This window comes from Caballeronia sp. LZ032, assembly GCF_031451315.1.
In the GTDB taxonomy this organism is placed as follows: domain Bacteria; phylum Pseudomonadota; class Gammaproteobacteria; order Burkholderiales; family Burkholderiaceae; genus Caballeronia.
On record NZ_JARUXP010000001.1, the window covers coordinates 742,520 to 757,608 of the forward strand.

At 66.0% G+C, this 15,089-nt stretch carries 14 protein-coding genes; 7 read left to right on the forward strand and 7 right to left on the reverse strand.

All coding sequences use genetic code 11. The features are described 5' to 3' along the window. Positions 1-26 precede the first annotated feature (26 nt). Genes QCE69_RS03455 through QCE69_RS03485 form a run of 7 tightly spaced genes read left to right on the forward strand, consistent with a single transcriptional unit; the run spans position 27 to position 7,262 of the window. The gene (locus QCE69_RS03455) at positions 27-722 is read left to right on the forward strand and encodes a CDP-alcohol phosphatidyltransferase family protein (RefSeq protein WP_309914508.1); all 696 of its coding nucleotides are present in this window, start codon (positions 27-29) and stop codon (positions 720-722) included. Beyond that, positions 719-1,522: a 2OG-Fe(II) oxygenase gene (locus QCE69_RS03460; protein WP_309914511.1), complete on the forward strand. Its 804-nt coding sequence runs from the start codon at positions 719-721 to the stop codon at positions 1,520-1,522. Before QCE69_RS03455 ends, QCE69_RS03460 begins: the two co-directional genes overlap by 4 nt. Further along, a complete protein-coding gene (locus QCE69_RS03465) occupies positions 1,519-2,535 on the forward strand; it encodes a flippase-like domain-containing protein (protein ID WP_309914514.1) in 1,017 nt (338 codons plus the stop codon). Before QCE69_RS03460 ends, QCE69_RS03465 begins: the two co-directional genes overlap by 4 nt. 24 nt (positions 2,536-2,559) lie before the next feature. Then, entirely contained in the window at positions 2,560-3,336 is a 777-nt protein-coding gene (locus QCE69_RS03470) for a phosphocholine cytidylyltransferase family protein (RefSeq protein WP_309807604.1), read from the forward strand. After that, positions 3,333-5,039, forward strand: coding sequence for a phosphoenolpyruvate mutase (gene aepX, locus QCE69_RS03475; protein ID WP_309914519.1), 1,707 nt, complete (start codon positions 3,333-3,335; stop codon positions 5,037-5,039). Before QCE69_RS03470 ends, aepX begins: the two co-directional genes overlap by 4 nt. Beyond that, on the forward strand, positions 5,032-6,198 hold the full coding sequence (gene aepY, locus QCE69_RS03480; RefSeq protein ID WP_309929478.1) for a phosphonopyruvate decarboxylase: 1,167 nt from the start codon (positions 5,032-5,034) through the stop codon (positions 6,196-6,198). Before aepX ends, aepY begins: the two co-directional genes overlap by 8 nt. Beyond that, positions 6,198-7,262 (forward strand): 2-aminoethylphosphonate aminotransferase, encoded by a 1,065-nt coding sequence (locus QCE69_RS03485; protein ID WP_309929481.1) that lies wholly within the window; start codon positions 6,198-6,200, stop codon positions 7,260-7,262. The genes aepY and QCE69_RS03485 overlap by 1 nt, the downstream gene beginning before the upstream one ends. Positions 7,263-7,293: 31 nt before the next feature. Here the strand turns inward: QCE69_RS03485 and QCE69_RS03490 are convergent, their stop codons facing one another. The 7 genes from QCE69_RS03490 to QCE69_RS03520 form a co-directional block, all read right to left on the reverse strand. Then, entirely contained in the window at positions 7,294-7,734 is a 441-nt protein-coding gene (locus QCE69_RS03490) for a hypothetical protein (RefSeq protein WP_309929482.1), read from the reverse strand. Positions 7,735-7,836: 102 nt separating this feature from the next. Continuing rightward, complete coding sequence (locus QCE69_RS03495; RefSeq protein ID WP_309929483.1) at positions 7,837-8,982, reverse strand: fimbrial protein; 1,146 nt, start codon at positions 8,980-8,982, stop codon at positions 7,837-7,839. Positions 8,983-9,236: 254 nt separating this feature from the next. Then, the gene (gene guaD, locus QCE69_RS03500; RefSeq protein WP_309929484.1) at positions 9,237-10,565 is read right to left on the reverse strand and encodes a guanine deaminase; all 1,329 of its coding nucleotides are present in this window, start codon (positions 10,563-10,565) and stop codon (positions 9,237-9,239) included. 29 nt (positions 10,566-10,594) lie between these two features. Then, a complete protein-coding gene (locus tag QCE69_RS03505) occupies positions 10,595-11,965 on the reverse strand; it encodes an NCS2 family permease (RefSeq protein WP_309929486.1) in 1,371 nt (456 codons plus the stop codon). 4 nt (positions 11,966-11,969) lie between these two features. Next, positions 11,970-12,992: an adenosine deaminase gene (locus tag QCE69_RS03510; RefSeq protein ID WP_309914538.1), complete on the reverse strand. Its 1,023-nt coding sequence runs from the start codon at positions 12,990-12,992 to the stop codon at positions 11,970-11,972. Positions 12,993-13,029: 37 nt separating this feature from the next. Then, a complete protein-coding gene (gene xdhC, locus QCE69_RS03515) occupies positions 13,030-14,046 on the reverse strand; it encodes a xanthine dehydrogenase accessory protein XdhC (RefSeq protein WP_309914541.1) in 1,017 nt (338 codons plus the stop codon). A gap of 469 nt (positions 14,047-14,515) precedes the next feature. Beyond that, positions 14,516-15,034, reverse strand: coding sequence for a disulfide bond formation protein B (locus QCE69_RS03520; protein WP_309919601.1), 519 nt, complete (start codon positions 15,032-15,034; stop codon positions 14,516-14,518). Positions 15,035-15,089 lie beyond the last annotated feature (55 nt).

The following is a 15,089-nucleotide window of genomic DNA, read 5'->3' on the forward strand; positions in this document are numbered from 1 at the left end:
CGCCGAATTAGCGATATATTCCCGGGATGACAAAATCGTGTCCGCCCAATCCCAAAGCCGTTCCTGAGCCCGCCACCTGGGACGCACGGCTTGCCCGACGCCTCGTCACGCCGCTCGTCGGCACACCTGTCACGCCCAACCATCTGACCACGCTGCGCCTCGCGATCGGCCTGGCCGGTGCCTGGTATCTGTCGCTCGGCGAGTTCTGGTTGTGTTCGCTCGGCGCCGCGCTGATCGCGCTGTCGAATCTCGTCGATCACACCGACGGCGAACTCGCCCGCATCAGCGGACAGTCGAGCAAGATCGGCCACCTGTACGACCTCGCGTGCGACGCGCTCGTCACCGTGCTGCTGTTTCTCGGCATCGGCTTCTATGTGGCCGTGCATCATCCGTCCATGCTCGTGCCGGCCCAGTGGCTCGGCGGCCTCGCGGGCGTGGCCGTCGCGCTGATCTTCTATCTGCGCATGCGGATCGAGTCGATGATCGGCAAGGCCGGCACCAAACAGGCCTCCATGGCCGGCTTCGAGACCGAAGACGTGCTTTATCTGCTGCCCGTCATCACCCTTCTGAATGGCATGACGCCTTTCCTGATTGCCGCGGCCATCGGCGCGCCGCTGTTTGCCGTGTATGTGGCGGTGGACTATCAGCGCGTCGCCGCGAAACAGCGGCGCGCGCAGGCGTCGCCCGCCAAGGACGGCAACGACTTCCAGGCGGTGAGATGAGCGCAACGGCTTTTCCGGACAACACGGCGGCGCAGCCCGCCGCGGCGGCGACGGTGTCGCGGCGCGACATCGACGCGACGATGAAAACGCGCCTCGCCGCGCTGCCCACGCCTGCGCTGCGCGACGAGTATGGCCAGCAAGGGTCGTTTCTGTACATCGAAGACTTCCTGCCGCGCGACTTCACCGAGCGTCTGATTGCCGCCGTGCATGCGGTGACGCCGGCCGTGAACCGCAACTACCTGCCGGGGCACAAGGCGGGCGGCAGCGTGAGCCGCCATACGCTGGACCAGCTCGCGCCGTTCATCGCGGAGCTGTATCGCTCGGAAGCGCTGATCGGATGGCTGGAGTCGATCACCGGCGACAAGCTGCAAGTCTCGCCGCCCGACGACGCCCACGCCTACGCGCTGTATTTCTACACGCGTCCGGGCGATCACATCGGCTGGCATTACGACACGTCGTATTACGAAGGCCGGCGCTACACCTTGCTGCTCGGCGTGATCGACGACTCCACCTGCGCGCTCGAATACGAACTGCACACGAAAACGCCCGGCGTGCCGGACCAGCCGGGTGCGGTGCGCTATCCGCCGGGCGCGTTCGTGTTCTTCGACGGCGACAAGCTGCGCCACCGCGTCACGCCGCTCGGCGAGAACCAGATGCGCGTGTCGCTGACCTTCGAATACGTGACGAACCCGTCGATGCGGCCGTTCCAGCGCTTCATCTCGAACATGAAGGATTCGATCGCGTACTTCGGATTCCGCCAGGTCTTCCGCCGCAAGGGCGGCAAGAACGGATCCGCATGAGTCGCGCCGGTACCTTCCTGCTGTCGGCCGGCGTGGTGTTGTTCATCGCGCTGCTTGGCTGGCAAGGCTTCGGTTCCGTGGCGGCGACGCTCGCCGCGGCCGGTTGGGGCCTGGTGGCCGTGGCCGCGTTTCACTTCATTCCGTTGTTCATCGACGCAGGCGCGATCAGCGTGCTGTTCCCGGCGCACGAGCGCAGCGTGGCGCTGCGTGAAGCGCTGCTGGCGCGCTGGGCCGGCGAATCGGTCAACAGCCTGATGCCGGCGGGCCAGATCGGCGGCCCGATGCTGATGGTCCGCTACCTCGCACAGCGCGGCATGCGCGCGCGCGACGCCGCCGCCGTCATCACCGTCAGCACGACCATGCAGACGGTCGCGCAACTGCTGTTCGCGCTGGTCGGCGTCGTGCTGCTGACCGGCTATGCGACGGGCGGATCGTCGTCGAGCGTGACGATTGCCGTGCTCGCGGTCATCGGCGTGATCGGCCTGATGATCTTCGGCTTCTATCTGGCGCAGCGGCGCGGGCTGTTCGGCCGCGCGATGCGCTTCGCCTCCGGCATCGCCGCGAAGTTCTCCGCCAAGCGCGACTGGTCGTCGCTCGTCACGCGCGCCGAAGCTGTCGATGCCGCCGTCCACGAGCTCTATCGCGAGCGCCGCAAGGTGGCGTCGAGCTTCGGGCTGAGCCTGCTCGGCTGGTTTGCCGGCACGGGCGAAGTGTGGTTCGCGCTGCATTTGCTCGGCCATCCGGTCGGCTGGGCCGAGGCGCTGATGCTCGAAAGTCTCGGCCAGGCGATCCGCGGCGCGGCCTTCGCCATTCCTGGTTCGCTCGGCGTGCAGGAGGGCGGCTATCTGCTGCTCGCGCGCCTGGTCGGCCTGCCGCCCGAGGCGGCGCTCGCGCTGTCGCTCGTCAAGCGAGCGCGGGAGTTGCTGCTCGGCGTGCCGGGCATCGTCTACTTGCATTTCGTTGAAAAAGGCTGGCAGCGCCGCCGACTCGCGCGCGTGCCGGATATCGACTGAACACCCTCGAAGGGAACAACAACCATGCGCGCAATTATTCTTGCGGCCGGGATGGGTCTGCGCCTCGTGCAGCCCGAAGGCCAGCAGAAGCCCAAGTGCTTGCTGCGTTTCGGCGACGCCTCGCTGCTCGAACGCCATCTGCATTTCCTGAAAGCCGCCGGCGTGACCGAAGTGGTCTTCGTGACCGGCTTCAAGAGCGAGCAGATCGAGGCGGAACTCGCGTCGATCGACTGGAAGCCGGCGAGCGAAGTCGTCGTCAACGATGAATTCACGCTCGGCAGCGTGCTGTCCGTGCATACCGCGCGCGAAGCCATGACGCGCGGCGGCGACGTCCTGCTGATGGACGCCGACGTGCTCTACGACGAGCGTATCTTCGCGCCGCTGGTGGCGGGCGCGAGCGTGAACCGCCTGCTGATCGACCGCGACTTCGAAGCCGGCGACGAGCCGGTGAAGCTGTGCGTCGAGAACGGCGTGCCGGTGGAATTGCGCAAGCAGGTGGCGGCGGGCTTGCAGTACGACACGATCGGCGAATCGGTCGGCTTCTTCCGCTTCGACCACGCGACGGCCACGCGCCTCGCCGAGATCTGCGCCGATTACGTCGCGACCGGCCGCGCGAAGCTGCCGCACGAGGAAGCGGTGCGCGACCTGCTGCTGGAACAGTCCCACGTGTTCGACATCGCCGACGTGACCGGCGCACCGTGGATCGAAATCGATTTTCAGAACGACGTGAAGCGCGCGGCCGACGAAGTCCTGCCGCAACTCAACGCGCTGCATCAGTTTGCCGGAGCCTCCCAACAATGAACGCACCTACTCAAATTCCCGTCGGCTATTCGCGCACACTGCGCCTGCGCGAGATGCTGCAAAGCAACCGCCTCGAATTCCTGATGGAAGCGCACAACGGCATTTCGGCGCGCATCGCGAAGGAAGCCGGCTTCAAGGCGATCTGGGGCTCCGGCCTGTCGATCTCCGCGCAATTCGGCGTGCGCGACAACAACGAAGCGAGCTGGACCCAAGTGGTCGACAACCTCGAATTCATGGCGGACGCGAGCGATCTGCCCATCCTGCTCGACGGCGACACCGGCTACGGCAACTTCAACAACGTGCGGCGCCTGGTGAAGAAGCTGGAGCAGCGCGGCATCGCGGGCGTGTGCATCGAGGACAAGCAGTTTCCGAAGACCAACAGCTTCATCAACGGCGAAGCGCAGCCGCTCGCCGACATCGATGAATTCTGCGGCAAGATCAAGGCTGGCAAGGATTCGCAAAGCGATCCGAACTTCTCGATCGTCGCGCGCGTGGAAGCGCTGATCGCGGGCTGGGGCATGGAAGAAGCGCTGAAGCGCGCCGAGGCATATCGCCAGGCGGGCGCGGATGCCATCCTGATCCACAGCAAGCTCTCGAAGCCGGACGAAATCCTCACGTTCGCGCGCGAATGGGCGGGACGCGGTCCGCTCGTCATCGTGCCGACGAAGTACTACAGCACGCCGACCGACGCGTTCCGCCAGGCTGGCATCAGCTGCGTGATCTGGGCGAACCATCTGATCCGCGGCGCCGTCTCGGCGATGCAGGCGATCGCGAAGGAAATCCACGACAGCGAGACGCTCGTCAACGTGGAAGACCGCATCGCGGCGGTCAACGAGATTTTCCGTTTGCAGGACGCGGACGAATACTCGGCTGCCGAGAACATCTACCTGAGCGCGGCGAACGAAAAGCGCAGCGCGGTGGTGCTGGCCGCAAGCCGCGGCGCAGGCCTCGAAGCGCTCACCGAAGAACGTCCCAAGGTGATGCTGCCGGTGGCGGGCAAGCCGCTGCTGCGCCATCTGGTCGAAGCGTTCAAGAAGGAGCGCATCAACGACATCACCGTGGTGGGCGGTTATCGCGCCGACGCCATCGAGAAGGGCGGCGTGCGTCTGGTCGTCAACGAGCGGCATGCGTCGACGGGCGAACTCGCGTCGCTGGCGTGCGCCGCTGAGCACTTGAACGGCGACACCGTCATTTCCTACGGCGACCTTCTGTTCCGCAGCTACATCCTGCGCGATCTGGTGGAGTCGGACAGCGACTTCTGCGTGGTGGTCGATTCGTCGCAGGCGCCGCAGGCCGGTGAATCCGCCACGGACTTCGTGTATTGCTCGACCGGCGACGACCGCGCGCTGTTCGGCCAGAAGGTGTGGCTCGAAAGCGTGGTCGGCGCGGGGCAAAGCGCGCAGCCGGGCCGCGCGCCGCAAGGCCGCTGGATGGGTCTCATCAACGTGCGCGCGGGCGCACGTGAGCGCCTGCTCGCCGCGCTCGGCGAACTGCAGCAGCGTCCGGACTTCGACACCCTCGACATGGCCGCGCTGCTCAACGCGCTGCTGGCGGCGGGCCAGAAGATCGAAGTGCAATACGTGCACGGCCACTGGCGCGGCGTGAACGATCTCGACGACTTCCGTCGCGCGGGCGATTTCGCGCACGGCCAGACGCCGATCGGCACGGACGGTCTGGACAGCACGGAGCGCGCGCGTGATTGAGGCCGCCCAGTTCGTCGAGGCCGCGCGCGCACGCGGTTTCGACTGGTATGCGGGCGTGCCGTGCTCGTATCTCACGCCCTTCATCAACTACGTGCTGCAGGACGAGTCGCTGCATTACGTGTCGGCGGCGAACGAAGGCGATGCGGTCGCGCTGATCGCGGGTGTCGCGCTCGGCGGCGGCTCCGGTGAAACGAAGCGCCGCGGCATCGCGATGATGCAGAACTCCGGTCTCGGCAATGCGGTCAGCCCGCTGACGTCGCTCACCTGGACCTTCCGTCTGCCGCAGTTGCTGATCGTCACGTGGCGCGGCCAGCCCGGCGTGCACGACGAGCCGCAGCACGCGCTGATGGGCCCGATCACGCCGCAGATGCTCGACACCATGGAAATCCCATGGGAACTGTTCCCGACGGAAGCAGAGCAGATCGGCCCGGCGCTCGACCGCGCGACCGAGTACATGGACCGCACCGGCCGTCCCTATGCGCTCGTGATGCAGAAGGGCAGCGTCGCGCCTTATGAACTGAAGACGAGCGGCCTTTCAGGCCTGCGCGCCCATGACGCGCCGGCGCAGGTCGCGCGTTTCGCCGGCGAGCGCGTCACGCGCCACGCCGCGCTGCAACGGGTGATCGCGCATACGCCGAAGGACTCGACCGTCGTGCTGGCCTCGACCGGCTTCTGCGGCCGCGAACTCTACGCGATCGACGACCGCGAGAACCAACTGTATCTGGTCGGCTCGATGGGCTGTGTCACGCCGATGGCGCTCGGTCTCGCGCTGTCGCGGCCAGACCTGACCGTCGTAGCCATCGACGGCGACGGCGCCGCGCTGATGCGCATGGGCGTCTTCGCGACGCTCGGCGCCTATGGACCGAAGAACCTCGTGCACCTGCTGCTCGACAACGGCGCGCACGAATCGACCGGTGGGCAGGCTACCGTGTCGCGCGGCGTCGATTTCGCGTCGGTCGCGTCGGCATGCGGCTATGCGCTCGCGCTCGACGGCGACGACATCGGCGTGATCGACCGCCTGTTCGACGCGCAGAATGTAGACGGCGCCCGCTTCGCGCGCCTGTCGATCACCACCGGAACGCCCGCCGACCTGCCGCGTCCGAAGGTCACGCCCGAGGACGTGCGCGCCCGCTTGCAACACCACATTGGAGGCCGTTGATGCTTTTGCTGAACCCGGGTCCTGTCACGCTGAGCGAACGCGTGCGCAAGAGCCTGCTGCAAACCGACCTGTGCCATCGCGAGCCGGAATTCTTCGATCTGCAGGATGAGGCGCGCCGCCGTCTCGTCGCTGCCTACGAACTGGATCCGGCCGTATGGAGCGCCGTGCTGATGACGGGCTCGGGCACCGCGGCCGTCGAAAGCATGATCGCGGGGCTCGTGCCGGAAGGCGGGCGTCTGCTGATCGTGGAGAACGGCGTCTACGGCGAGCGCATCGCGCAGATCGCGCAGCAATACGGCATCGAGCATGAAGTCGTGAAGCACGAGTGGATGCAGGCGCCGGACATCGACGCGATCATCCGCCTGCTCGACAGCAAGACCTTCACGAATCTCGCCATCATCCATCACGAGACCACGACCGGCCGTCTCAACGCGCTCGACCAGTTGTCGCGCGCATGTGCCGAGCGCGGTGTCGGCCTGTTGCTGGATGCGGTGAGCAGCTTCGGCGCCGAGGCGATCGATTTCGACGGCGGCGGCATCGCCGCGATCGCCGCGACGGCCAACAAGTGCCTGCACGGCGTGCCGGGCGCGGCGTTCGTCATCGCGCGCCGGACCGCGCTGGCGCAGGCCGCGAGCCGCACGTACTACCTCGGCATCGCGCGGCTCGCCAAGCTCCAGGATCAGCGCAACACGCCGTTCACGCCGTCGGTTCACGCGTACTACGCGTTGGTCGAGGCGCTGCGCGAGTTCGAGGAAGAGGGCGGCTGGCGCGCGCGGCATCAGCGTTACGCGAGGCTCGCGGAGCAGGTGCGCGCGGGGCTGGCGGCGCTCGGCATCGAGAGCGCGCTGGCGCCGGAAGAGTCGTCGGTGGTGTTGCGGGCGTATCGGCTGCCGCAGGGCGTCACGTACGAAACGCTGCACGACGCGCTGAAGGCCAAGGGTTTCGTGATCTATGCGGGGCAGGGCGGTTTGTCGAAGGAGCTGTTCCGCATCTCGACCATGGGCGCGCTCGATACGGCCGACATGGACCGGCTGATCTCGTCGTTCGTGGAACTGTTGCGCTGAGCGCTGCGTTCCCGGCGATTATTGCTTGCGATTATTGCTTGCAGAAGATCGCCGTGATGAAAGGCGCGACGTGGTGCACCACTGCGTCGCTGCCTGCTTCGCGCACCTTTTGCGCGACTTCCTCGTCGCCGCCCCAGACGACCGCGCCATACGCCGCGTCGCCGATCGGCTCGCCCTTGCCCTGCTTGAAGAGCGGATCGTCCTTCTGATACGCGACCAGCGCGTACACCTTGAAGCCATAGGCCGTCAGCGTCGCGCCCTTCACGGCGCGGAAGGCGTTGATCGAGTTCGACTCGATCCGCATCGGCTTCGTCTCCAGCAGATTGTCTTCCTGCAGCGGCGCGATGAAATCATGCGGCGTCGACTTGCAGTCGAGCTGTGCTTCGAGGGCACGCGCATGGGCGAATGCGCTGAACGAAGCCAGCGCCAGCGATAGCGCAAACGAGGTGATGCGGGCGGCGAGCTTCTTCATGGCGGCGCGGGATCGTGACAGGCTGCACTTTAACGAGAATGCAATAAAAGTGCTTGGACTGTCGAGCGCGCGCGTGACCACACGCTTTGTTCAAACGCGCAACTATTGATACGACATGGTGAACGTCGCCAGGCCGGCGACCTTTCCGGGTGTCATCGGATTCGCGGTGCGGATGTATCGCACGTTCAGCGGGATCGTCATCGGACCGCCGCTTGCCGTTCCGGCCGACCACTGATTGGTGTTGCCGGCCGCACTGGAATCGGGCCCGTAGGCGATCGGCGTGGTGCCGTTGAGAATCTGCAGGCCGACACCCGATGCCGTCGATCCGCTTCCCAGGGTCAGCACATTCGAGGTGTTGGATGGCGTGGTGGCATCGGTCAGCGTGAGGTTCACCGACGTGCCGGCGGCGCAGTTCAGGCCGAGAGAGAACAAGGTGTTGCCCGCCACGGCGCCGGTGTTCGAAAGACTGGATGGCGAGACGGATGGCAGGGTGATGCCCACGGCCGGTGTGGTGACGTTGCAGCCGCGGGCGGTAATGGATGTCGCGCCGCTCGGGGAGAGGACGCGGAACGCGTAGCGTCCAGCCATGCCGACGTAAAAGTATCCGACTACGTTCTGGCTTCCGGGCCCGGTCGGATTTAACGTGAGCACGCCGCCCTTGACGGGTCCCGTCACGACGAGCTTGACGGTAACCATGACCTGCGAAGAAAAATAATTGGCGCCCGAATTATTCGGTAGCGACGCGCCGTCGATGGCGGTGTCCATCGTGGCTGTTCCGCTGAGGCCGCCGCCGGATATCGACGAGGTGTAGCCGATGCCCGGAACCGAGGTCGCGCCTATCCGATTCGGCTGAACGGGGCCGGCCGTGAGTGCCCAGAAGACGCTGCCGCCGCCATTGCCGCAGTTATCGCTATAGGTCGCGCCGGCGGTGTTCGGGATGGGCCCGCTCACCGTGGCGATGACCGTTCCGACCGGTGCGTTGGCGGGCACGCTGATGGTGGCCGGGAAAGAGACGGATGCGTCTGGAAAGGTCGCCGTCGGCGCGCAAGCATGCGCGTATTCGGCACCGGTGAGCATGCCGGACAGCGAGATAACCGCCGCGACGATCTTGCGCGCTGTCAGTGTGTTCGATCGGGAACCGCGGGGGCGAGGCAGGATCGTCCGCACATGCAGCGTGAGCCCGGAACGGCAATGGCCGAGCCTGAGAAACAGCCTGAATAACTTTTCGGTCTCGGTAACTGAAAACATCGTGGGTCTTCCGGTGAAGCAACGCCTCGTTGTGTTCGATCAGGAAGGCGCTGCCAGGCAAGCTCGATACAGCCACCGCCCTCGATGCTTTCTGTCAGGCTTCCACGCAGCCCGAATGTTAAGAAACCGAAACGTCGTCCGCCATCGTACTAATCTGAATGATGCGGACATTGCCAGGAATGCGCGTCGTTGGCCGCCGGACGCGTGAATCGTCCGGTGGCTGCCGTTGCGGGAACGATCTGCCTGAAGCCGCTCTACGCTGCCTTGTCGAGGATGACCGTCTTGCGCCCGTCGCGCGCATGCACGCGCTTGCCGGCGGCATGCGTCTCGAACACCGCGCGGTCGTCGCCGAGCAGCGCGAACGCAAACAGCAGCTCTTCCAGCGACTCCGTGCGCGACGTGCGACGCGCGAGAAGCGGCGTCGCGTTCGGATCGAGCACGACGAAGTCCGCTTCGCTGCCGGGCGCGAGCGTGCCGATCCGGTCATCGAGTTCCAGCGCCTGCGCCGCGCCGGTCGTCGCGAGCCAGAACATGCGCGTCGCCGTCAGGTGATGGCCGGTCAGGCGCGCGATCTTGTGCGCGGCGCCCATCGTCTGGAGCATCGAGAACGACGTACCGCCGCCCACGTCCGTCGCCATCGCCACCGGCATGTTGGCCGCACCGGCTTTCTCGAAGTCGAACAGGCCGCTGCCGAGGAACAGGTTCGATGTCGGGCAGTGCGACGCCACCGCGCCGGTTTCCGCCATGCGTTCGCGGTCGCGGTCGTCGAGATGGATGCAGTGGCCATAGACCGAACGGCGGCGCAGCAGACCGTAGTGATCGTAGATGTCGAGATAGCTCCGATGCCCCGGGAACAGGCTCTCGACCCACTTGATCTCGTCGGTGTTCTCCGCCACGTGCGTCTGGATGAACACGTCCTGATGCTGCTGCGCCAGGGCGCCGCACGCTTCGAGCTGCGCTTCCGTCGAGGTCGGCGCGAAACGCGGCGTCAGCGCGTACTGCTGACGGCCGCGTCCGTGCCAGCGCGCGATCAGTTCGGCGCTGTCGTCATAGCCGGATTGCGCGGTGTCGCGCAGGAACTCGGGACAGTTGCGGTCCATCAGCACCTTGCCCGCGACCATGCGCAGGTCGCGCGACTCGCTTTCCGTGAAGAACGCCTCGGCGGATTGCTTGTGCACCGTGCAGTACACCAGCGCCGTGGTCGTGCCGCAGGCGAGCAGCTCGTCGAGGAAGAAGCTCGCCGTCTCGCGCGCGAGCGCCGGATTCTCGAAGCCGCGTTCGGTCGGGAACGTGTAGGTGTTGAGCCAGGGCAACAGGCCCGGCGCCGGCGACGCGATCATGTCCGTCTGCGGATAGTGAATGTGCGAGTCGATGAAACCCGGCACGATCAGCTTGTCGCGCATCGTGTGGACGATCGCGTCAGCGGCCAGCTGATCGCGCACCGACGCATACGCGCCTGCCGCGACCACCTTGCCGTCTTCGAGGATCAACAGGCCGTCGGCCTCATACACCGCGCCGTCGGCGGCATGCGCGGGATCTTCCCGGAAAGTCAGCAACTGGGCGCGCCAGGCGGTCTGAGTCATGATGCAACGTCTCCGTTTCTGTAAAGGGACTACAACTGCGAAAGCAGGACCAAAGCAAAGGCCGCGATGATCCACATCGCCGGCTTGACCTCCCGCGCGCGGCCCGTCGCCGTCTTCAGCACGACGAACGCGAGGAAGCCGTACGCGACGCCATCCGTGATCGAATAGGTCAGCGGGATCAGGATCATCGCGAGGAAGGCCGGAATGGCTTCGTCGAAGCGCTGCCATTCGATCTTCGTGATCGCTTCCATCATGAACACGCCGACGAGCACGAGCGCGGGCGCGGTGGCGATCGCCGGAATCAGCGACAGCAGCGGCGAGAGGAACAGGAACGGCAGGAAGCACAGCCCGGCCACGACCGCCACCAGCCCGGTGCGCCCGCCCGCCGAAATGCCCGCCGCCGATTCGATATACGCGTTCGCCGGACTGGTGCCGAGCGGCGCGGACACGAGCGCCGAGAAGGAGTCGACCATCATCGACTGGCGGATGTTGCGCGGATTGCCGTCCTGGTCGTAGAGCTTGCCGGCTTCGGAAATCGCCATGAAGGTGGAGAGCGCGTCGAAGAACGACGTGAACAGCATCACGAAGATGAACGGCCAGTAGATGAGCTTGAGCGATCCCATCAGGTCGAGCTGGCCGATGGCCGAGAAATCCGGCGCGGCGAACAGGCCGTTCCAGTTGACGAGCGTTTTCGTCGCGATGGCGGCGGGCCAGTAGGCGGTGCCGTCGCCCCACCAGCGGCCGATCGGCAGCGCGATGAGCGTCGTGAACACGATGCCCAGCATCAGCGCGCCCGTGACCTTGCGCGCCACCAGGATGGTGGTGGCCGCGAGCCCGATCAGGAAGGTGATGACCACCGGATTCAGCGATGCCGAATGCACGATCGTGACCGGATCGCTCACCACGAACTTGGCGTTGACGAGCCCGATCAGGCTGATGAACAGCCCGATGCCGCACGACACCGCATGCCGCAGGTTGGCCGGAATGGCATCGACGACGAGCTTGCGTGCATTGAAGGCCGCGAGCACCGCGAAGATCACGCCGGACCAGAACACGCAGCCGAGCGCGGTCTGCCACGGCATCTTGCCGCCGTGCACCATGACGAAGGCGAACAGCGCGTTCATGCCCATGCCGGGCGCGACGAGCACCGGATTGCGCGCATACAGGCCCATCGCGCAGCTGCCGAGGAAGCTGACGATGACGGTCGCCGTGAGCGCCGCCGGAAACGGCACGCCCGCCTGCGACAGGATGCCCGGATTGACGACGATGATGTACATCGCCGTGAGGAAGGTCGTGATGCCCGCGACGACTTCGGTCTTCACGCGCGAACCCGCCGCGCGCACGCCGAAGAAGCGTTCGATGGCGGTCATGTCCCGGTTGGACGCAGCGGTCGTGTCCATGGGCTCACTGCTTCCAGTAGGCATCCAGGCGCGCGATCATGTCCGCGCGCTCCGCGTCGGTCACGAACGACGCTTCCAGGCTGTTGCGCAGCAGCGTGTAGACCTCGTGATCGTCGAGCTTCAGCGCATCGACGATCGCGAAGTAGTTCGCGTTGACGTAGCCGCCGAAGTACGCGGGATCGTCGGAATTGATCATCACGGCGACGCCCTGATCGAGCAGGTCTTTCAGCGTGTGCTTGGTCATGTCGTCGAACACGCACAGCTTGAGGTTCGACAGCGGACACACGGTCAGCGCGATGCGCGCATCCGCGAGTCGCGCAACGAGAGCCGCGTCCTCGATGCTGCGCACGCCGTGATCGACGCGATCCACCTTCAGCAGATCGAGTGCCTCGTAGACGTAGGACGGCGGACCTTCCTCGCCCGCATGCGCGACGAGTTTCAGGCCGCGCTCGCGCGCCTTCGCGAACACGCGTTCGAACTTCGACGGCGGATGGCCGCGTTCCGATGAATCGAGCCCCACGCCGATCAGCCGGTGCGCGTACCGGTCGAACAGCGGCAGCGCGCTTTCAAACGTGGCGAGCGCGTCTTCTTCGGACAGATGGCGCAGGAAACACAGGATCAGCTTCGACGTAAGGCCGCGCTTTTCGGCATCGGCGAGCGCGCGCTCGATGCCGGCCACGACCGTTTCGATCGGCACGCCGCGTTCGGTGTGCGTCTGCGGATCGAAGAAGATTTCGGTGTGCGTGACGTGATCGGCCAGCGCGCGTTCGACATAGGCGGCCGTCATGTCGTAGAAGTCCTGCTCGTGCAGCAGCACGCTCGCGCCGGCGTAGTAGATGTCGAGGAACGATTGCAGGTCGGTGAATGCGTAGGCGGCGCGCAGTGCGTCGATGGAGTCGTACGCGAGCGGCACGCCGTTGCGCTGCGCGAGCGCGAAGATCAGCTCGGGTTCGAGCGAGCCTTCGATGTGGATATGCAGCTCGGCCTTGGGCGCGTGCGCGATCTTGTCGGCGAATGTGGGATTCATGGGCTGTTATGGGTTGGGGCTTGTTTCGCGTCCGGGCTCAGACGCTCTGTTGCGACGACGCACGCGCCTGCGTGTTGGCTTCGACCGCTTGCAGCAGCTGGGCGGCTGCCGCGACCGCGATCACCTCGGGCGCCTTGTCGACGATGCCGTCGATGCCGATCGGACACACCATCCGCGCAATGCGCGCCGGGTCGATGCCGCGCGCCACGAGCCGGTGCTCGAACTGCTTCTTCTTCGTGAACGAGCCGATCATGCCGAAGAACGCGAAATCGCCGCGCCGGAGGATGCACTCCGCCAGCGCCAGATCCACCGTGTGGTTGTGCGTCATCACGAGGTAGTAGGCGTTGGGCGGCGCGCGGTCGATGGCTTCGTCGGGGGCGTCGTTCGGCTCGATCGTCACGTTGTCCGGCACGAACTGCGGCGCGGGAAACGCGGCGTCGCGCTCGTCGACCCAGGTGACGTGGCAGGGCAGCGTCGCGAGCACGCGCACGAGCGCCGCGCCCACATGCCCCGCGCCGAACAAGACGACCTGGAAGTCGCGCGGCGCGATGGTCTCGGTCAGCAGCGGTCCGCTTTCGGCGAAACCGGCGCCGTCCCATAGCAGGCAGTCGGCGTCGGCGGCGGCGGATTCGGGATCGGACAGCATGACGGCGTCGGGCTGGGGCGCGAACGAAATGCTGCGCACGGTCGACAGACCTTGCGCGGTGCGCTTCGCGAGCGTGGTCACCCAGTTCAGGTCGGCGACGTCGAGCCGCTCGAAAGCCAGCACCACGGCGCCGCCGCAGCACTGGCCGAGACTCGGGCCGAGCGCGAAGCGTTCGAGCCTGCGCATGTGCGGACGGCGCATGCCTTCCTTCAGGACTTGCCGGGCGGTCTCGATAGCCTTCCATTCGAGATGGCCGCCGCCGATGGTGTAGCGCGCATCCTCGCGCGTGACGATCATCTTCGTGCCTGGCTCGCGCGGCGCGGAGCCTTCGACACGCGCGACCGTCACGAGCACGACGGCATCGCCGTGCGCGAGCAGGTGTTGCAGGTCGTTCAGCCAAACTTGCATCGATGGAGCTCCGGGAAAGGTATCAGGGTGGCGTGAGGGTGGATCGTCGCAATCCGTAGTTTATCGGGATGGCTCGATGCGCCCACGCGCACGCGGAGACTGCCGGGTGCCGGACGTGCAAGGGCCGGGCGGATGCCGTGCGTGAGGAGACGTGACAGGGGATGCGGATGGTGTGCTTTGTCATGATCAGGAAGACATTGCGGACCCGGCGCGCGTTACGCGGTTGTCGTTCGTTTCGGGGCTGACCGGAAAAAACACGGCTTGCCTGGGCAGAACGGACTGCGCGCACGTAGATCGCCATCCAGACATGACCTTAGCATTGCAATATCAAAAAAATATTGCCGGCTCCGTATCAAGGGTATGCGGTCGGACTGATGCGTGGCGGGAAAGATGGGTGGAGCGGGGAGACGGGCGGCGCGAACGCCCCGCCCGGGACAACGAACGGCCCGGACGGCCCGGGCGGCAGGAATTACCGCGCGGTCGCGCGCAGCTTGCGCTTGAACCGCAGGCTCGCCAGCACCAGCACGAAGATGATCGCGAAGGCGATCAGCGACCATTGCGGCAGCGAGAGGCCGAGGATCGGCGGATACGGGGTCTCGCACAGGCCCGCGACCTTGAACACCTGCGGCAGCCAGCGCGCCGGCGGCAGGCTGTCGACGACCGGTTGCAGCGCGTCGAACCCGCAGCTGAAGCCCGGATGCGACTGCACATACACATGCCGCGCGGCCGTGGCGAGCCCGCCGAGCGCCGACAGCGCGACCAGCGTCTCCAGCAGCGCGATGCCGCGCCAGTTGTTGAAGCCCGCGCCGAGGAACGCGAACACCGCGATCAGCACGAAGAAATAGCGCTGGATGATGCACAGCGGGCAAGGGTCCTCGCCGTGATAGAACTGCAGATACAGCGCGCCACCGACCAGTCCGAGACAGACGAGCCCCAACAGCACCAGCAGGCGCCGCTCGCGCCGCATGACGCGGTCGCCCTGATGCATCGAGAAGTGATGTAAAGAGTTGTTCATTGTTCCGCAACGATTCGAGAAGGAAGTG